The 18,989-nt window shown below is 69.9% G+C and carries 13 protein-coding genes; 8 read left to right on the forward strand and 5 right to left on the reverse strand.

Annotated features, from left to right (window positions below):
• Positions 1-67 precede the first annotated feature (67 nt).
• The gene (locus ASF40_RS01985; RefSeq protein WP_235560094.1) at positions 68-1,051 is read right to left on the reverse strand and encodes a hypothetical protein; all 984 of its coding nucleotides are present in this window, start codon (positions 1,049-1,051) and stop codon (positions 68-70) included.
• Positions 1,052-1,658: 607 nt separating this feature from the next.
• Here ASF40_RS01985 and dnaB point away from each other — a divergent pair.
• On the forward strand, positions 1,659-3,032 hold the full coding sequence (gene dnaB, locus ASF40_RS01990; RefSeq protein ID WP_056365645.1) for a replicative DNA helicase: 1,374 nt from the start codon (positions 1,659-1,661) through the stop codon (positions 3,030-3,032).
• Positions 3,033-3,089: 57 nt separating this feature from the next.
• On the opposite strand, the gene ASF40_RS01995 is transcribed toward dnaB, so the two are convergent.
• The gene (locus ASF40_RS01995; protein WP_056365648.1) at positions 3,090-6,164 is read right to left on the reverse strand and encodes a hypothetical protein; all 3,075 of its coding nucleotides are present in this window, start codon (positions 6,162-6,164) and stop codon (positions 3,090-3,092) included.
• 142 nt (positions 6,165-6,306) lie between these two features.
• Entirely contained in the window at positions 6,307-8,799 is a 2,493-nt protein-coding gene (locus ASF40_RS02000; protein WP_235560095.1) for a transglycosylase domain-containing protein, read from the reverse strand.
• A gap of 181 nt (positions 8,800-8,980) precedes the next feature.
• On the opposite strand from ASF40_RS02000, the gene ASF40_RS02005 reads away from it, so the two are divergent.
• Positions 8,981-9,547, forward strand: coding sequence for a dihydrofolate reductase family protein (locus ASF40_RS02005; RefSeq protein WP_056365651.1), 567 nt, complete (start codon positions 8,981-8,983; stop codon positions 9,545-9,547).
• Positions 9,548-9,554: 7 nt separating this feature from the next.
• Positions 9,555-10,832, forward strand: coding sequence for an MFS transporter (locus ASF40_RS02010; protein ID WP_235560096.1), 1,278 nt, complete (start codon positions 9,555-9,557; stop codon positions 10,830-10,832).
• An 11-nt stretch (positions 10,833-10,843) separates the two neighbouring features.
• Here ASF40_RS02010 and ASF40_RS02015 read toward each other — a convergent pair whose 3' ends face one another.
• Positions 10,844-11,755 carry a LysR family transcriptional regulator gene (locus tag ASF40_RS02015; protein ID WP_056365654.1) on the reverse strand — a complete coding sequence of 304 codons (912 nt, stop codon included), beginning with the start codon at positions 11,753-11,755 and terminating at the stop codon, positions 10,844-10,846.
• A 73-nt stretch (positions 11,756-11,828) separates the two neighbouring features.
• Here ASF40_RS02015 and ASF40_RS02020 point away from each other — a divergent pair, with 73 nt between their 5' ends.
• Positions 11,829-12,824 (forward strand): EamA family transporter, encoded by a 996-nt coding sequence (locus tag ASF40_RS02020; RefSeq protein WP_082496796.1) that lies wholly within the window; start codon positions 11,829-11,831, stop codon positions 12,822-12,824.
• A 30-nt stretch (positions 12,825-12,854) separates the two neighbouring features.
• On the opposite strand, the gene ASF40_RS02025 is transcribed toward ASF40_RS02020, so the two are convergent.
• Entirely contained in the window at positions 12,855-14,261 is a 1,407-nt protein-coding gene (locus ASF40_RS02025; protein ID WP_056365660.1) for an HNH endonuclease, read from the reverse strand.
• A gap of 363 nt (positions 14,262-14,624) precedes the next feature.
• Between ASF40_RS02025 and ASF40_RS02030 the strand changes: the two genes are divergently transcribed.
• The 4 genes from ASF40_RS02030 to ASF40_RS02045 are packed head-to-tail and all read left to right on the forward strand — an operon-like array spanning position 14,625 to position 18,878.
• On the forward strand, positions 14,625-16,142 hold the full coding sequence (locus tag ASF40_RS02030; RefSeq protein WP_056365663.1) for an MATE family efflux transporter: 1,518 nt from the start codon (positions 14,625-14,627) through the stop codon (positions 16,140-16,142).
• Between the two features lie 48 nt (positions 16,143-16,190).
• Positions 16,191-16,556 carry an ArsR/SmtB family transcription factor gene (locus ASF40_RS02035; protein WP_056365666.1) on the forward strand — a complete coding sequence of 122 codons (366 nt, stop codon included), beginning with the start codon at positions 16,191-16,193 and terminating at the stop codon, positions 16,554-16,556.
• Positions 16,553-17,620: a cation diffusion facilitator family transporter gene (locus ASF40_RS02040; protein ID WP_056365669.1), complete on the forward strand. Its 1,068-nt coding sequence runs from the start codon at positions 16,553-16,555 to the stop codon at positions 17,618-17,620. The genes ASF40_RS02035 and ASF40_RS02040 overlap by 4 nt, the downstream gene beginning before the upstream one ends.
• 10 nt (positions 17,621-17,630) lie before the next feature.
• On the forward strand, positions 17,631-18,878 hold the full coding sequence (locus ASF40_RS02045; protein ID WP_056365672.1) for an alpha/beta fold hydrolase: 1,248 nt from the start codon (positions 17,631-17,633) through the stop codon (positions 18,876-18,878).
• Positions 18,879-18,989 lie beyond the last annotated feature (111 nt).

Genomic DNA, 18,989 nt, shown 5'->3' on the forward strand with positions numbered 1-18,989 from the left:
TCAGCGCGGAGGGCGCGCTGATGCTCTGCCGCTCACGCTCGGGTGAGCAGAAGCGGCGGCGAGCCGATCAGTCGGGGGAGACGTCGGTGGAGCCGGCGGGCGCCGGCGGCGCGTGCTCGTCCTGCGGTCCTGCTCGGCGCACCCAGGCACGGTGTGCGACGAGCGGAAGGAGGGCAGCGAGCGCCCAGGCGCCGGGACCCGCACCACCGGGTCCCGCGGAAGCGATCGACAGGCAGAGTCCGCCTGCGGAGCCGAAGAGTCCGCCTGCGACCAGCGCGGCGGAAGACATGACGAGAGCGGCGCGCGTGGCCGCTTCGGTGACGGATGCCGCGGCCCAGTGCCCGAGCGCACCCGCTGTCGTCGTGAAAAGGGCCGCGGCAGCATCCGTCCGCGCGGCGGGAAGTGCGATCGCGGTCGGCGCCGAAGAGTCGGCCGGGCTGTCGAGAAGGCCCGGAAGATGCGGGATCGCGGGAAGTGCGGGGAGAACCGGGCTGGTCGCCGGCGGCTGGCCGATCGTCGAGCCAGTCCCGTCGATGGCGCCGACCAGACCGCCCAGTGTCGCGTCGACCGTGCCGCCGAGGTCGCTCACGGCATCGTCGAGGCCGACGCCCGAGACGATCCCGCCGACGATCGGCACCTCGGTGACGAGGTCGACGACCGGCTTGGCGATCTCGCTCACGACACCGCCGGAGACGGCCTCCGAGACCGGCTGGGTCACCGTCGTGACGACCGAGCCGACGGTCTGCACGACCTGGCTCACGGGCTGCTGCACAGGAGCGGGAGCGGCGGCGACCACGTTGTTCACCGCGTTGCTCACGCCGGTCGTGACGGTCGAGACGGTGCCGGTGACCGTCGACGCGGTCGTGTCGACCAGCGAGGTCACGGCGCCGAGGGCACCCCCGAGCGCTCCTGCGTCGTCGGGCTCGTCGGCATGCGCCTGTCCGAGGCCGAGGCCGAGGACCAGCGAGACGACGAGCCAGGCGAACGCGGTCGCGGCCCCGATGAGGGCCAGCCGCACGATCCTCGGCAGCTGCGAGGTTGCGATCTCCACGTTCACCTCCCACGACGAAAGAGCCGCACGTTCCGGATGGATCGTGCGTGAGGGTGCCTGGACCCCCGAGAGTACTCCTCGCCGATTCGGTCTGTCCAGACCCGTTTGGACGGTGAGTCCCTTTGTCTCGGGGCAGCATCCGGAGACAGCGGGGGCTGCGGGCGATTGTGCACAGGACAGTGTTCGCGAGTAAACCTTCAACCCGGACTTCAACCACATCTCTCTCCACAGGCTGTGGATTGGGCAGGCCCTGGTCAGCGGCGATTTCGGCGACATAACCCCCAGAAGGACGGTGGGTTCTCCACAGGGGTTGTTCACAGGAGCTACGGCGTTTCTCCCCCACTCTCCACAAAGTTATCCACAGGGTGTGTTGCGACTGTCGGGGGCCATCCTTAGCGTGGGGTGCGGCCCATTCGGGCGTCGCGCCTCCGTGCTGGGTCAGGTGACGCGACGGTGGCCGCGATCGCACGGCGGAATCAAGCGGGGGGCGAGATGCCGTGGCATCTCGCTGGTCGCTCGTGCTCAGGCGCGCCGACTCGGCGAGCCGTCCCGGTACCGCCGAGAGAGCTCGGATGATGTGAACAACGGTAGGGAGGACTCGCAGCCTATGTCGATCGCCGACATCTCCGAAGAGCGCATGGGGGGCCCTCGCGACTTCGAGCGCACTCCCCCGCACGATCTGCTCGCCGAGCAGAGCGCACTGGGCGGAATGCTGCTGTCGAAGGACGCCGTCGCCGACGTCATCGAGACGCTGCGCGGCACCGACTTCTACGTGCCCAAGCACGAGCTGATCTTCGAGGCGATCCTCACCCTGTATTCGCACGGTGAGCCGACGGACGTCGTCGCCGTCACCGACGAGCTCATCAAGACGGGCGAGCTGCAGCGCGCCGGCGGCGCCGACTACCTGCACACGCTCACCTCGATCGTGCCGACCGCCGCGAACGCCGGCTACTACGCCTCGATCGTGTCGGAGCGTGCGCTGCTGCGCCGCCTCGTCGACGCCGGCACCCGCATCGTGCAGATGGGGTACTCGGGTCAGGGTGAGGCGCTCGACCTCGTCAACAACGCGCAGGCCGAGATCTACTCGGTGACCGGCGCGGAGCAGGCAGAGGACTACGTCCCGCTCACGATCGCGGTGGATGCCGCGGTGGAAGAGATCGAGGCCGCGCGCGGTCGCGACGGCCAGATGACCGGCATCCCGACCGGCTTCTCGGGTCTCGACGCGCTGACCAACGGTCTGCACCCGGGTCAGATGATCATCATCGCGGCGCGACCCGCGATGGGTAAGTCGACGCTCGCGCTCGACTTCGCACGTTCGGCGGCGATCAAGGCCAACATGCCGACGATCTTCTTCTCGCTCGAGATGGGGCGCAGCGAGATCGCGATGCGCCTGCTCAGTGCCGAGGGTGCGATCCCCCTGCAGTCGATGCGCAAGGGCACGCTCGACTCGCGCGACTGGACCACCGTCGCCGCGACCCGCGGCCGCATCAACGACGCGCCGCTGTACATCGACGACAGCCCCAACATGACGCTCGTCGAGATCCGCGCGAAGTGCCGCCGGCTCAAGCAGCGTGCGGGCCTCAAGCTCGTCGTCATCGACTACCTGCAGCTGATGACCTCGGGCAAGCGCGTCGAGTCGCGTCAGCAGGAGGTCTCCGAGTTCTCGCGGGCCCTCAAGCTGCTCGCGAAGGAGCTGGGCGTGCCGGTCATCGCGCTGTCGCAGCTGAACCGTGGTGCCGAGCAGCGCGCCGACAAGAAGCCGGCGCTGAGCGACCTCCGCGAGTCGGGCTCGATCGAGCAGGACGCCGACATGGTGGTGCTCCTGCACCGCGAGGCCGCCTACGAGAAGGACTCGCCGCGCGCCGGCGAGGCCGACCTCATCGTCGCGAAGCACCGCAACGGCCCCACCGACACGATCACCGTCGCCTTCCAGGGCCACTTCTCGCGCTTCACCGACATGGCCCCGGGCGACTTCGGGTAGACGCGTGGAAGCGGCCGGCCGGGAAGTCCCGACCGGCCGCCTCGGTGTCTCACCGGGTCAGTGGACGGCGATCAGATCGTTCGTCCAGCCGATCATGCGCTGTGCGAACACCGCATTCACGCCCTTGCCGCGCTGACCCTCCAGCTGCTGCACGACTGCGCCGAGCTGGTTCACCTCGGTCGGGTGCTTGCCCGTCGCGTGGCTCTTGAGCGCCGCGTCGAGCTTGTCGCGCAGACCCTTCTCGACCTTGGGGTCTGTCACGAGCTTCTCGGCGACGGCCCGGGTGAGGTTGTTGCTGAGCGACTCGGTCGTGGCCAGCAGCGTGAACGTCCGGGTGGCCGTGCCGGTGTTGCCGACGAAGTCGGTCGCCGTCGCCACCGCCGTGTGCGCACCGGTGTCGAGCGTGAACATGTCGAGCACGTGGCCCGTCGGCACCTCGGTGCCATCGAACGTCACGGACTGCGACTCGACCCCGCTCAGCGAATCCGTGATCGTGTACTGCACGCTCGCGAAGTCGTCAGTGTCGTAGCCGGTGGCCGCCGGCTGACTCAGGTCGACGACCGGCGCCGTGCGGTCGACGCGGACCGTCTGGCTTCCGGTGACCGTCTCGCACTCGCTCGACGCCGTCCACTCGATGACCCACTCCAGGTTCTCGTCGGCGTCCGCCGGAAGGGCGAACTCGGCGACCGCACCGTTGACCGTCGTCCACGTCGGCTCGGAGCCGGCGGGGTGGACGGCGTACGTCGTCGTCAGCGACTCCGGTGTGAAGGAGTCGTCGTCGGCGGTGACGGTGAACGTGTGGTCCACGCCCACCCACTGCACGCCTGAGACGACGGCTTCGTCACCGGTGATCTGGAAGTCCGCGCCGAGCGACCCGGCGATCCACGCCGGCGCGCTCGGGGCGTCGCCGTGGTCGGGGAAGTTCTTCCCCGGCAGGTACCAGGCGCCGTTCTCCCAGTCGCGGAACACGTCGCGGAAGGTCGAGCGTGCGACGCACGACTCCCACAGCGGCATCTGGCCGGTGCCGGCGTACTGGGGCTCGTCCTCCGAGCTGTGGCCCGGGTCGGGCGAGTCGAAGACCGGCAGCCGGTCGGCGCGCCAGGAGTGGTCGGAGTCGATGCTCCGCAGCCACGGCTGCCCGTCGAGCCCGTCGATCATGACGTTCGCGGGGCGACCCGCGGGATCCGTGTAGATCGCCGTCGACACGCTCGGCAGAAGGCCGGGGCTGCGGTGGTCGGCGATGACCTGGTTGAGGCCGTTCGCGTCCAGGAGGAGCAGCTTCGACATCTGCACGGCGTCGTACGCGGGCTCGAAGTCCTCGAGCGTCCACTCGGCGTTGTCCTTCAGGCGGGACGACGGCACCACCGTGCCGTCCGGCAGCTCGACCTGGTCGCCGACCAGCGGGTCGACGAGACCCATGACGGCGTCCAGGTACTCGCGGTCGCCGTCGTCGAACAGGTCCACGTGCACGTCGTCGTCGGAGAAGGGCACGTCGATGTCGGCCGAGCCGACCTCCATCCAGTGCGTCGGACTCTTGAGGAAGTCCGACAGCAGCTCGACGTCGAAGCCGAGCGCCTCGGAGGCGAGCTCGAGGACGAGCTCCTTGGCGTCGGCGACGAGCGGATCGAGGAAGTCGATGTCGGGCATGATCGACTGCAGCAGATCCTGCAGCCACAGGAAGACCGCGCCACCCTCCTCGACGACCTCGCCGACGAAGTCGGGAGCCCCGAGCATCGACAGCAGGTACTCGTTGATGAAGCCGGGCTTGTCGCTGTCGTTCAGACCGCCGAGCGTGTAGCCGGCCACCTGGAAGATGCCGATGCCGTCCTCGCACTTCGCGCGGTCGGTGTCGAGCACCTCGTCGGTCTCGCCTTCTTCGGCGTCGCCGTCGCAGAGGAAGTTCTGCGCGTCGCGGAACGTGCCGGCGTCGAAGAGCGTCTTCGAGAGCGCCTCACCGAGTTCGGGCCAGTGCCGCAGGCCCCGCTCGATGTCGGCGATCCAGGCGTCGAGGTAGGCGATGATCGCGGGGTTGACGATGGCGTCGTCGGCCTCGTCGATCGGGCTCGTGACGCAGAAGTACTCCGCCCGGCATTCCTGCACGGTGACCGGTGTGACGGTCACGCCGCGCACCGTGTCGACCGTGACGTTCTCGACCACTTCGTAGCAGTCCCAGTCGACGATGTTGCAGTCCTCGTAGTCGAGGTCCTTCTGCATCGCCGCGCGCTCGACCTGCAGCTTGGCCTTGAGGTCGATGAAGTAGTCGATGAGCGGGCCACGGTTCGGCTCGGGCTCGTCGCCCACGGTGTACGCCAGGCCGGGGCATCCATCATCCGCCGTCCCGTCGCCGTCGTCGTCGACACCGTCGCCGCACGTGCCGACCGGCAGCGGGTTGTTCGGGTCGACGAGGGTGTCGTAGATCCACGCGGTCGGCGCCGAGTACTCGAACGCCGGTGTGGAGTCGTTGCTGTACTCGGGTCCGGTCTCGTCGGTCTCGCCCGCGACCTGCGAACGCAGCGAGTTGCCGTCGAAGCCCGCCGTCGCGTCGCCGACGTAGCCCTCGGCGATGACGTGGCGCAGGGCGATCTCGAGCGCGGTCGGGTCCTCGAGGTCGAGGATCTCGCCGACACCGGGGAAGACGCCCTCCGCGACCTGGTTGATGAGCGTGTGCGCCCACATGTCGCCGGCGGCATGCGTCATGAAGCCGTACGCGAACGCGAGGATCTGCTGCTTCTCGGCGGCGCTGCGGCCGGCGTCGTCCTGCGCGTCCCACGCCTCGGTCATGACGTGCTGCAGCCACTTGCCGGTCTCGTCGGGGTGGATCGCCGACTGGCCGTAGGCCAGGTCGGGGAACCCGTCGGGACCGATCACGCCCGCGTTGTACGCGGCCGGCTGGTTGCGCAGGGCCGTGACGATGTCGCCGCGGACGGTGTACTCGGTGCCCTCGATGGTCACCTTCCCGTCGTCGGTGACGTCGTCGTAGGCGTTCTCGGCGGTGGCGTTGTGGGTGTATGGCTTGAACGCGGCGGCGGGCAGCGCACCGACGACGAGTGTCGTCACGGTGAGCGCCGCGGTCGCGGTCAGGCCGGCTGCGAGCTTCGTGAAGCTGCGGCGTCGGCCGGCGGTTCGAGACATGGGCTTTCCTCCCCAAGGAAACGGACGTGCGAAACGGATGTTCCGAGGTACCGAGAGTCGCGACGGTGCTCGCCAGATACACGATCGGGAGAACGGATGCTGCGGCCGAAGGTCCGCGCACGCGCACCTGCCCTGCCCGTGCTCAGTCGTTCCCGTTCCCGTTGCCGTTGCCGTTGCCGTTGCCGTCGGGGGGCTGGTCCGGACCGGGAGCGGGTGCGGGACCCGGGCGCGGCGGCGGCGCGGCGCGACGCACCAGGTCGGCGGGTGGCGCGGCGAAGCCACCGCCTCCGTAGAGCTGGTTGGCGGCCGCCTGGATGTCGCGGGTCATCGGCAGGCGGATCGTCGACAGTGCGCGGCCGTTGTGGAAGGACCGGAACACGTCGCCGTAGCCGGTCGTGTTCCCGACCCACACGGCGGTCGTCACCCGCGTGCTCGACTCGACCAGCCACGTCTGGATGTTCTCGTGCGTTCCGGTCTTGCCCAGCACCGGCGTGCCGTCGTTGGGGTTGCCGCCCGACCCGGTGCCGCCCGGACGCATGACGCCCTGCAGTGCGAACGCGGTGGCCGCCGCCACCTCGGGACTGATGGCCTGGGTGCACCGGTTGCCCGGGACCGGAAGCTCGGTGCCGTCGGCGTTGACCACGCGCTCGATCACGCGCGGCATGCAGTAGACGCCGTTGTTCGCGACGGTCGCGAACGCCCCCGCCATCGCGACGGGTGCGATGTTGTTGGTCCCGATGATCGAAGAAGAGCCGTCGAGGTCCACGGGGTCGCCGTCGCCGCGGGCGACGCCCATGCGGGCTGCGACGTTCTCGATGTCGCACATGTCGAGCTGCTCCGCCATGCCGAGGAAGCCGCTGTTGAGGGACTGCGCCGTGAACTGCATCGGCGTTCCCACGTAGCCGGGGGCGCCGCCGAAGTTGCGCACGACGTGGTTCTCGCGATTGACCCAGGTGCCCGCGCAGCGGTCCCGGAGACGAGGGATGGCCCGCAACGTGCCGTTGACGGTGTCGGACAACGTGTGCCCGGTCTCGAGCCAGTCGACGAGGGTGAACAGCTTGAAGGTCGATCCGGTCGGGAATCCCGTCGAGACCCCGTGCATCACGTCGCCGGCGTAGACGAGCGAGCTGTACACCGGGTCGGTGAGGGCGAGGTCGCGGTCCTCCGTGAACCGGTTGTTCTGACTGATCGCGAGGATGCGCCCCGTGTTGACCTCGACGCTCACCGAGGCCGACCCGAAGGACATTCCTGCCACGGTCTCGGGCGCGTAGCGGTGCATGGCGTCCTGCGACGCGTTCTGCAGGTTCCAGTCCAGCGTCGTGTAGATGTTCAGGCCCTCGCGTGTCAGCGACTTCTGCCGGTCCTCCGGCGTCGCGCCGAACGCGCTCGCGTAGTCCGGGTCCGATTGCACGGTGTTCACCACGTACTGGCAGAAGAACGGGGCCGCGCTGGATCCGCACCGGGTGGGTGGCAGCTGCAGCGCGGGGGTGATCGGCTCGATCGCCGCGGCGACGTACTGATCGGCGGTGATGCGGCCGTCCTCGCGCATCCGGTCGAGCACGTAGAGCTGCCGTCCCTTGGTGGCACTGTAGGCGTCTCCGGCCGCGAGGTACTGCTCCGGAGTGATCGCGCCGTCCGCGAGGAGGGTGTCCAGGCCCGCCAGGGTGCCGGGGGTCACGTCGTCCACCGAGCCGTCGGCGGCCTTGTTGTACCTGGTGCCGTCGCCCCCGAAGATCGAGCCCAGTGCCCGGTCGATCCGGAACGTGTTGGGGTTCTGCACGATGCCGGCGAGGGTCGCCGCCTGCGTCAGCGTGAGCTGGGCGGCCGTTGTGCTGAAGTAGTAGCGCGCGGCAGCCTCGATGCCGTAGGTCGTGCCGCCGAAGTTGGCGATGTTGAGATAGCCCAGCAGGATGTCGTTCTTCGAGTACTTCTGCTCGAGCTGCACGGCGTAGCGGATCTCCTGCAGCTTGCGTTCGTAGCCCGCTGTGCCGTCCGCCTGCGTGGCGTCGAGCCAGCACTGCTGCAGCACCTGGTCGCGAGTCATCTTCACGACGGTGGCGCCGTTCTCGTCGACGACCGTCTCACCCGCCTCATTCGTCTCGAACACCGTCTCGGCGTCGCGTTCGCAGCGCTGGACCAGCACGTTCTTCACGTACTGCTGACTGATCGAGGAACCACCCTGCGTCTGACCGCCCTGCGCGTTCTTGATCAGGGCGCGGGTGGTGCCCATGATGTCGACCCCGCCGTGCTCGTAGTACCGGGGGTCCTCGGAGGCGAGGATCGCGTCGTACATGACGAGCGACACCTGGTCGAACGCGACGGGCTCGCGGTTCTGGTCGTAGAACGACGTCAGTTCGACGTCCTGCCCGGTCGACGGGTCACGGGCGTAGATCGTCGTCGGCAGCATGAGGCGGTCGATCTCGAGGTAGCTCGGCATGTTGTCGAACAGCGACACCGCGCTGCTGGCCGCGTGCCCGCCGATCGCGATGGCCGGCGCGAGCGGCGCGACCACCAGCACCCCCGCGATGACGCTGAGCGAGAGCAGACCGACGAGGCCCCCGACAACCCCCGCGAACGTGCGCCGGTAGCGGGGTATCGGCGCGACCGGTGAAGAACCCTCTGATGGCTGCTTCACGAAAGCTTCCAATCTGCGGTGGGAGAAATCATGTCAGACCGCCCCCGATTCCGCGATGGGTTCGGTGCGCGACGCGGGGGTGTCGTCGCGTGGAGGCGGCGCATAGGCTCGGGTCGAGGCATCCGCTCGAGAAAAGAACTCCCGCAGAACGCGGCGAGAACCGGACACGAAGGAGAGTCCCGTGCAGACCGTGACGGTCGACTTCATCATCTCGCTCGACGGCTACGGCGCCGCGGAGGGGTGGCCAGGTTTCTGGGGGATGGAAGGTCCCGAGTACCTGGGCTGGCTCGCCGAGTCGCCTGACAAGGACGATCCGCTTCTCATGGGGGCGACGACGTACCGCCTCATGTCGGAGCTCACCGCCGGCGGCGAGGAGGGCACCGACATGCTCGGCGGCATACAGAAGTACGTCTTCTCGTCCACGCTCGAGGAGCCTCTCGCGTGGGAGAACACGACGCTCGTCCGTGAGGATGCGGTCGCGTTCGTCCGGCGGCTGAAGGAGGACTCCGACCGCCCCCTGCGCACGCTCGGCAGTGTCGCCCTCTGCCGGTCGCTGCTGCTCGCGGGGCTCGTCGACCGCTACCGGGTGGGTGTGTTCCCGGTGATCACGGGCGCAACCGGACAGGACCGGATCTTCGACGGCTACCCCGACGTGCGGCTGGATCTGGTGGAGGCGCGCACGTTCGACGGGCGCATCCAGCTGCTCGAGTACGTCCCGACGGTGCTCGACGGCCCGCCCGGGGCATGATGAGGACGTGGTGGATGGGGGTGACCTCGCCGGAGCGGCGGTCGTGAGCGATCCGGTGGAGGGTGGGCGCGGGCCGGCACCCCGGTCGTCGTTCGCCCGCTTCTGGACCGCGGCGGCCATCAGCTCGTTCGGCACGGCGGTCACCGCCGTCGCGATGCCGGTGCTCGTGGTGCAGCTGCTGCACGCGACGCCGTTCGAGGTCGGCATCGTCGGCGCGGCGCAGTTCGTGCCGTACGCCGTGCTCGGGCTCTTCGCCGGTGCGTACACCGACCGCTGGCGTCGCCGGCCCATCCTCGTATGGGCGAGCGTGGGGCGGGCCGTGTCGCTCGGTGCGATCCCCGTGCTGTGGCTCGTCGGCGCGCTCGAGATCTGGATGCTCGTCGTGCTGCTGCTGCTGTTCGGCGCGTTCTCCGTCTTCGGCTTCGCAGCGACGCAGTCCTTCCTCCCCCGGCTCGTGCCCCGCTCCCGGCTCGTCGTCGCGAACGCGCGACTGGATCAGACGGATGCCGCGGCCCAGACGCTCGGTCCGGCCCTCGGCGGTGGGCTCGTGGCGCTGCTCGGTGCGCCGATCGCGCTGCTCGTCGACGCGATCAGCTACATCGTGGACGCCGCGCTGAACGCGAGCATCCGCGTCGAGGAGACCCGTGAGCGGCGGCGCGATCGGCATCTCGGCCGCGAGATCCGCGAGGGCCTCCGGTGGGCGTACGCGCACCGCACCCTCGGCCCGCTCGCCGTGTCGACGCACGTGTGGTTCTTCGCCAACGGCCTGGCTCTCACGGTGCTGTCGCTGCTGGCGCTCCGCTCGCTCGGGTTCACGGCGTTCACGTTCGGCCTGCTGCTCGCGGTCGCGGGATCGTGTGCGCTGGTCGGGGCGACGTTCGCGGCTCGGATCGGCGAGTGGCTGGGCATCGGCCGGACGATCGTCGTGGCGCGGGCGATGTACCCGATCGCGTGGGCGCTCGCCGCGGTGGCGGCCTGGGTCCCCGCCGGACCCGCGCTCCTCTTCGTCGCGCTCGCGCTCCACGGGCTCGCGGGCGGTGTCGAGAACGCCAACGAGATGGCCCTGCGACAGACGGTCACCCCCGACCTCCTGCTCGGCCGCGTGAATGCGAACATCCGCTCGGCCAATCGCACCGCGGCGGCGATCGGCGCGTTCGCCGGCGGCGCTGCGATCGCGCTCGTCGGCGACCGCTGGACGCTCATCGCCGTCGCCGTGATCTTCGCGATCGCGGCGCTGCTGGCGTGGCTCTCGCCCCTGCGCTCCGAGCGCGTGGCCGCGACCTGAGCACCCCGCGGTCACAGGGAGCGCGCGTGCTCCACGAACGCGTCGAGCGTGGCGCGCAGGGCGGGGGAATCCTCCTGGGTGCGGCGATGCACTGCGAGGACGTCGCGCGTCGACGCCGGTTCGACGGTCGGGATCGCGACCAGGTCGGGCCCGAGGTCGCCGCGGCCGAGCCGGGGCACCAGTGCCACCGCGCGGCCCGCGCGCGCCAGTTCGAGGTGGTTCTGGAACTCCATCGACTCGTGCACGATGCGCGGGGCGTTGGGGACGCCGTCGAAGAGCCGACGCAGCCACTGGCGGCAGATCGTCGCCTCGAACGTCGCGACCCACGTCTCCCCCGCCAGCTCGTCGGGGTGCAGCACCGTGCGGCCGGCGAGCGGATGGTCACGATGCAGGATGACGTCGGCGACGTCCGTGAACAGCGGTGTCGAGACGAGGTGATCGGGCATCGCCAGGGCGACTCCGCCCCAGCGGTGCACGATGCCGAGGTCGCGCTGGCCTGAGGCCACGAGCGCGATCGTCTCCCACGGCTCGCTCTCGCGCAGGGGCACCGAGAGATCGGGATGCTGCGCCGCGAGGTCGCCGAGGACCGGGATGACCAGTCCGCGCACGACGGTCGAGAACGCGGCGAGCCTGATCTCGCCCATCACCTGATCGTCCGGCCCCGCGGCGAGCTGGAGATCGGCGCGGAGCCGTTCGAGGTCGGCGAGGATCGGCGTCGATGCGACGACGAGACGCGTCCCCGCTTCCGTGAGGATCACTCCGCGTCCCGCACGTTCGAGGAGGGCGATACCGGTCTCGCGCTCGAGTCGCTTGACCTGCTGAGACACCGCCGACGGGGTGTAGCCCAGGCTCGTCGCCGCGGCGACCACGCTGCCCTGCGTGGCGACCGCACGAAGCGAGACGACGGCTTCAAGATCGATCATGAAGCAACGCTACATCGAATCATGAGAAAAGCATCGCTGGTGCTTCATCCACTGCTGGGGTGAAGTAGAAGTCGTGAAGAGACGCGACATGGTGCTGGCGGCGATCGTCGCATCGTTCTGGGGATTCAACTTCGTCGTGATCGACTGGGGGATGACGGGCGTGCCGCCCCTGCTGTTCGTCGCGATCCGTTTCCTGGTGGTCGCGCTCGCGGTCTTCGTCGTCCCGCGGCCCCGCACCTCGTGGCGCACGGTCATCGGCGTGGGGCTGTTCATGAGCCTCGGGCAGTTCGGGCTCCTATACACGTCGATGGCACTGGGGCTGCAGCCGGGGCTCGCCGCCCTGGTGCTGCAGGCGCAGGCGGTGTTCACCATCCTCATCGCCGCCGCCGTGCTGCGCGAGCGCCCGACCGTCCCGCAGATCGCCGGAATCGGACTCGGCATCGTCGGGCTCGCGATCGTGGCGGCCGGTCGCGGTGGCGATGCGCCCGCGCTCGCGGTGGCGCTGGCCCTTGCCGCGGCATTCTCGTGGGGAATCGGGAACGTGATCTCCCGCCGGGCCGGGGTGGTCAGCGGGCCCGGGCGGCTCGGGTCGCTGTCGCTCACCGTGTGGTCGGCGCTCGTGGTGCCCGTCCCCGCCCTGATGCTGTCGTTCGTCGTCGAGGGGCCGGAGGCGATCTCGTCGGGTATCGCCGCATTCGGCTGGCAGTCCTTGCTGTCGACGCTCTACACCGCGGTGCTGTGCACGATCATCGGCTACTCGATCTGGAACAGCCTGCTGGCTCGCAATCCCTCCGCGGCCGTCGTGCCGTGGGTGCTGCTCGCGCCCGTGGTCGCGATGGCATCGGCCGCGCTGCTGCTCGGCCAGATCCCCACGCCCGCCGAGATCATCGGCGGCACGCTTCTGGTCGGAGGTGTGCTGGTCACTGGACTGCGCCGTCGAGTGTCGTTTCGCCGGCGCAGGATCACGGAGGTCGGCCGGCAGCCCATGCGAAGCGCGTCCGCAGGGGATGACGCGCGCCCGATCCCACAGGAAGCGGGTGAGTCGCGTCGGCTCAGGTCGGTGAGGTGAACAGACGCGCCGAGACCTGGGGCATCCGCGTCAGAAGGGTGGCGCCGCGGGGGATCCGGGTGGGTCGTCAGCAGGGAAGAGCCAGGGTTCGCGCATCATCGTGCGGAGGTGTGTGGTGGCCTCGTCGGAGCTGAATCTCACGGTCGGCTCGGGGCGGTCGGTGTGCCTTCGCCCTGACGGGCTGGTCCAGATCAGAACGCCGGGCGAGACCTGCTCGACCGACCACGCCGTGACGCCCTTCAGGGTGTGATGGCGTCGGCACAGGTGCGCGAGGTTCGCGTGGTGCGTGGGTCCGCCTTCGGCGGCGGGAATCGTGTGGTCGACGTCGCACCGCCACACCGGGCGGCGGCAGCCGGGGAATCGGCAGTGCTCGTCCCGCGCGGCGAGGAACCGGTTCAGCGCGGGCCCGGGGCGGTAGCGGTCGACGGCGAGGACGCTGCCCGTGACCGGGGAGGTCATCACACGTTCCCAGCCGACGGCGCCGGCGGCGAGGATCCGGGCGGTGCCGGGGTCGATCGGGCCGTAGCCGGCGAGCAGGGCGGGCTCGGTGGATGCGCCGGTCATGGTGAGCACCGGGATGGTGACCTGGACGGTGGCGCGGATCGCGCGGAGGCCCGTCCCGGCGACGCAGTCCTCAGGTCCGGCGGTGAGCAGGGTGTCGGTGAAGATGTCGACGCGGAGCTGGTCCATCGTGCGCTCGTCGATCTCGGCGTGATCGTCGAGGCTTTCGCCGTCACCCTCACCCTCCCCGTCGCCGTCACCCTCGCCGTTGCCCCGTGCGGTGATGACCGAGCGGGCCTGCTGCGTGAGGCGGTCCTCGATGCCGTGCGCCAGCGTCGCCGGCATGATCGCCGTCAGCGCGGCCATGTCGTCGGGCAGATCGACCACTTCGATGCGACGCCCGGCGGCTGCTTCTTTGTGGCGCTCCTCGAGGGTTCGCTCCAGGAAGCGTTCGGCGATCACCCGCAGCACCGCGGCCAGGCGTCCCGGTGTCAGGTTCGCGGCGCGCTCGAGCGCCAGGCCGACGAACTCGGCTCGCGCGGTGTCGTCGACGATCGAGGCGCCGGCGTCGTGGATCACCGAGAGGTGCGGCCTGGAGATCTCTCCCCGCTCGAGGGCCTCCACGCCCCCGGCGAAACGCTCACACAGATCGGCGGCCTCCGACAGCAGCCGGTTCACGGTCCATTCCGACACCCGGTTCGACGTCGCCAGATCGGCGACCAGCGCACGCCGGTCCAGCTCCGCCCGCCGCGCGCGCTCCGGGGTCGCATCGGCCGGCCTGGCGACCACGGCCGCAGCATCCGCCAGCACCCGGATCTCCGCCGCATCGTCCATCGATCGACGCTTCCGCCCCGCCTCGAACGCATCGACCAGCCGCACGACCCGGAAGAACTCGGGCGCGACGCCGTCAGCACCGGGGTCGGAATTCGCAGACATGAGGCTCGCAGTCAGGAAGGAGTGGGCCGAGATTCCCGCGCGTCACGCGCGATATGCCTCAACACCTGCCCGCGGCTGAACCGCGCCACCCGACGCCCTGAACGGGCCCACCCGACTTTCGAATCTCTGATCTATACCCTAGCCGATCTCACCACGAGAAGGAAGTGCAAATACGAACAAAAATACGAGTCATCAGGGCGGGTCGCCCGGGTGGGGCGGGCTAAGTTTTGCGCAAGAGCCTGAGCTGAGGATGGCGCTTCCGAATCGATTCGATACACTGGCTGCTGCCACTCGGCACCTCTCCGTCGCCTGCGGGCGCGGCATCCGTCCCCCTCCTCGTCTTCTCGTTCAAGAGCCGCCCTCATGACCACCGCCCTGACGACAGGCCGCCCCTGGCGCGTCATCCTCCTGTTCTCCGTCCCGCTGCTGATCGGCAACGTGGTGCAGCAGCTGTACCACTTCGTCGACGCCGTCGTCGTGGGGCGCCAGCTCGGCGTCGACGCGCTGGCCGCGGTGGGCGCGACGGGCAGCATGCTGTTTCTGCTGCTCGGGTTCGCGTGGGGTCTCACATCGGGCTTCGCGATCCCGACGGCGCAGGCTTTCGGGGCGCGCGACTACGCGGCGGTGCGCCGTTCCGTCGCGGCGGGAACGATCCTCACCGGCATCTGCACGCTCCTGCTCACCGTCGGCGCACCGCTGCTGACGGCGCCCCTGCTCGAGCTGCTGCAGACGCCCGCCGAACTCATGGACGACGCCATCGTCTTCGCCCAGATCAGCTTCCTCGGCGCCGGCGCGATGATGTTCTTCAACTACCTGTCGGCGATCATCCGCGCCATCGGCGACTCGCGCACGCCGCTCGTCTTCCTCACGCTCGCGTGCGTGCTCAACGTCGCGCTGGTCATCGTCATGGTCGGCCCGCTCGGCTGGGGCGTGGGCGGGGCGGCGCTCGCGACGGTGGTGTCGCAGGCGATCTCGGTGCTGCTCTGCCTCGAGTTCGTACGGCGACGGATGCCGGTGCTCCACGTCCGCCGCGGCGACTGGCGTGTCAGCAGGGCCGAGCTCGCGGAGCACCTCCGCCTCGGTCTGCCGATGGGCTTCCAGGCCTCGATCATCGCGATCGGAACCCTCTCGGTGCAGGTCGCGCTGAACGAGCTCGGCGCGGACGCGGTCGCCGCGTACACCGCGGCATCCCGGGTCGACGGCCTCGCCGTCGCCCTCCTGCAGTCGCTCGGCCTCGCCGTGTCGATGTTCGTCGCGCAGAACCACGGTGGCGGCCGGCCCGACCGCATCCGCCGCGGCGTGGTCGAGGCGACGTGGATGTCGGTGGGCGCGGCCATCGTGCTCGGTGCCCTGCTCATCGCCTTCGGCGCGATGACGGTGCGCCTCTTCATCGACGAAGGCTCGGCAGAGGTCGTGGACCTCGCCGCGCAGATGCTCGCCATCAACGGTGCGACCTACTGGATCCTCGGCATCCTGTTCGTGCTCCGCGGTGCTCTGCAGGGGCTCGGCCACACCCTCATCCCCACCGTGACCGGCGTCATCGAGCTCGTCATGCGCGTCGGCGCTGCCGTCGTGCTGGGCAGCATCTTCGGCTTCATCGGCGTCGCCGCGAGCAACCCGCTCGCGTGGCTGGGCGCCGTGGTCGTGCTCGTGCCCGCGTACATCCACGCGCACCGTCAGCTCGCCACGCAGCCGGTCACCCCTATGGTCGCGACGCCCACCACGCCCATCGCGCTCATCGGTCCGACCGACGGCTCGATGGTCGTCGACGCGATCGTCACGCAGCCCATCGTGCTGCCGCCCGTCGCCCAGGGCGCGACCCGGCGGCCGCGGCGGTTCCGGTTCGTGCCGTCCCGCGACAAGCGCCGCACGCGAGGCTGAGTCACGAGGGGGCATCTCAGGCGGTCCTTGATGTCCTAATATCTGCGTATGAGTGCAGATAAGCAGGGATCCGGATACGCGGTCGACAGTCCCTTCGTCGAACTCGCGGTCGAGGTCTTCGCGATGCTCGCCGACGCCACCCGGGTGCGGATCGTCCTCGCGCTGCAGGACTCGGGGGAGCTCTCGGTGAATCATCTCGCCGACATCGTCGACAAGTCCCCGGCGGCCGTGTCGCAGCATCTCGCCAAGCTCCGGCTCGCGCGCATCGTGTCGACCCGCCAGGAGGGTCAGCGGGTGTTCTACCGGCTCGAGAATGAGCATGCCTCGCGCCTGGTCGCCGACGCGATCTACCAGGCCGAGCACTCGCTGGGCGGTACGCCCCGCCACCACCACACCGAGAGTGCCCTCGAATGAGCGCGAAGACCGCCGGGCACCACGCGCATGACGAGCACGGGCACCGCACCGACCACGATCACCCTCACGACCACGGCCCCCACGACCACTCTCACGGCCCCCACGACGACTCCCACGCGGGCGGGTTCCGCGGCGTGCTCCACGAGCTGTTCGTGCCGCACTCCCACGACGCCGCCGACGCGATCGACGACGCGATGGAGGCGCACTCCGCCGGCGTCCGCGCCCTGAAGATCAGCCTCGTCATCCTGCTCGCGACGACGGTCGTGCAGGCGATCGTCGTGGCGTTCAGCGGCTCGGTCGCCCTCCTCGCCGACACGGTCCACAACCTCTCCGACGCCCTCACGGCCGTGCCGCTGTGGATCGCGTTCGTGCTCGGCCGTCGCGCGGCCTCCCGTCGCTACACGTACGGACTCGGCCGGGCCGAAGACCTCGCAGGACTGTTCATCGTGTTCGTCGTCGCTCTATCGGCCGTCGTGGCGGCCTGGCAGGCGATCGACCGCATCCTGCACCCGCAGCCTCTCGACAACCTCGGGTGGGTGATCGCCGCGGGCGTCATCGGATTCGCCGGCAACGAGGCGGTCGCGATCTACCGCATCCGAGTGGGCAAGCGCATCGGGTCGGCGGCCCTCGTCGCCGACGGCGTCCACGCCCGCACCGACGGCTTCACGTCGCTCGCGGTCGTGCTCGGGGGCGTCGGCGTCCTCCTCGGCTTCCCCCTCGCCGACCCCGTCGTCGGCCTCCTCATCGCAGCCGCGATCTTCGTGCTGCTCATCGGCACGGTGCGCAGCGTCGGCCGCCGGCTGCTCGACGGCGTCGAACCCGAGCTCGTCGACCGCGCCGAGCACGCGATCGAGCACGTCGACGGTGTCGAGCGCATCGACCGCGTCCGCCTTCGCTGGGTCGGACACCGCCTCCAGGGCGACGCGATCGTCATCGCCGCTCGGGAGACGGATGCCTCGTTCCTCGCCACTGCGGCGGAATCCAGCATCCGTTCGCATCTGCGCAACGTCGACGACTTCACGGTCACCGTCCGTTCCACGATCGACGTCGGCGACGGCGCCTAGGCTCGTTCCCATGTCCGTGACGACGCGCCGCATGCAGGATCTGACCATCGACGACCACTTCCTCACGGTCCCCCTGGTGTGGGGCGATCCGGCAGACGCCCGCACGATCGACATCCACGCGGCGGTCGTCACGCGAGAGGGCGGCGAGAGTCTGCCGTATCTGGTGTTCCTGCAGGGCGGACCGGGCCACGAGGCGCCGCGCGCGTTCCACTCGCCGTCGGGGCCGTCGTGGCTCGACGCGGCGCTCGAGCACTACCGCGTCGTGCTGCTCGACCAGCGCGGCACGGGGCTTTCGACACCCGTCGGCGACGACGACCTCGAGCGCGACCCGTCCGAGCTCGCCGAGTACATCACGCACCTGCGCGCCGACGCGATCGTGCGCGACGGCGAGGCGGTGCGCCAGCACCTGGGCGCCGATCGGTGGAGCGTGCTGGGCCAGTCCTTCGGCGGGTTCACCACGCTGGCGTATCTCTCGACGGATGCCGCATCCCTCGAGCACGTCTACATCACCGGCGGTCTGAGCGCCGTCGGCCGCCATCCCGACGACGTCTACGCCGTGACGTACGACAAGATGCGCGACGAGTCTGAGAAGTACTACCGCCGCTTTCCCGCTCACCGCGACGCGATGCGGCGCGTGATCGACCTCGCGGTCGACGGGGAGCTCGTGCTGCCCGGCGGCGAGGTCGCCTCGGTCTCGCGTGTGCGCTCGGTGGGCTCGGCGCTCGGCACCGACGACGGCTGGCAGACGCTGTGGGGTCTGCTCGAACGCGACCCGCGATCGAACGCCTTCCGCCACGACCTCGCCGGGGCGATGCCGTTCACTGCCCGCAACCCCCTGTACTACGTCTTCCACGAGTCCAGCTATGCCGACGGCCACGCCACGCGGTGGTCGGCCGAGCGCACCGAACCCGCAGACTTCCGCGAAGACCCGACGCTCTTCACCGGCGAGCACGTGCGCCGGGAGTGGCTCGACACCGTGCCCGGGTTCCAGCCGTGGCGCGACGTGACCCTCGCGCTCGCCGATTTCGAGTGGCCGTCGCTCTACGACGCCGACGCGCTCGCCGCGTCCGGCGCCCGCGGCGCCGCCGCGGTGTACGTCAACGACGTCTATGTGCCGTTCGAGTTCTCGATGGAGACGGCACGGCTCCTCCCCGGCGTGACCCCGTGGATCACGAGCGAGCACGAGCACAACGGCCTGCGCGCCGGCGACGTGCTCTCGCGCCTCATCGACCTCGCGCACGGCCGCCGCGTGCGCTGACCCCGCGCGACACATGGTCTGGCGCACCCCCGTCCTGGCGCCGACCACTGCGCCTCGCCGCTTCCGTGAGACGACAGTTGCGGGACGAGACTTTGGGTGATCCCCGGGGTC

The sequence above is a fragment of the Microbacterium sp. Leaf288 genome (genome assembly GCF_001422925.1).
Classification (GTDB): Bacteria; Actinomycetota; Actinomycetes; order Actinomycetales; family Microbacteriaceae; genus Microbacterium.

Excerpts from the sequence above, each read along its gene's own strand:
- dnaB (WP_056365645.1), top strand. The coding sequence starts at position 1,659 with ATGTCGATCGCCGACATCTCCGAAGAGCGCATGGGGGGCCCTCGCGAC.
- ASF40_RS01995 (WP_056365648.1), bottom strand. The coding sequence starts at position 6,164 with ATGTCTCGAACCGCCGGCCGACGCCGCAGCTTCACGAAGCTCGCAGCC.
- ASF40_RS02015 (WP_056365654.1), bottom strand. The coding sequence starts at position 11,755 with ATGATCGATCTTGAAGCCGTCGTCTCGCTTCGTGCGGTCGCCACGCAG.
- ASF40_RS02025 (WP_056365660.1), bottom strand. The coding sequence starts at position 14,261 with ATGTCTGCGAATTCCGACCCCGGTGCTGACGGCGTCGCGCCCGAGTTC.
- ASF40_RS02030 (WP_056365663.1), top strand. The coding sequence starts at position 14,625 with ATGACCACCGCCCTGACGACAGGCCGCCCCTGGCGCGTCATCCTCCTG.
- ASF40_RS02035 (WP_056365666.1), top strand. The coding sequence starts at position 16,191 with ATGAGTGCAGATAAGCAGGGATCCGGATACGCGGTCGACAGTCCCTTC.
- ASF40_RS02040 (WP_056365669.1), top strand. The coding sequence starts at position 16,553 with ATGAGCGCGAAGACCGCCGGGCACCACGCGCATGACGAGCACGGGCAC.
- ASF40_RS02045 (WP_056365672.1), top strand. The coding sequence starts at position 17,631 with ATGTCCGTGACGACGCGCCGCATGCAGGATCTGACCATCGACGACCAC.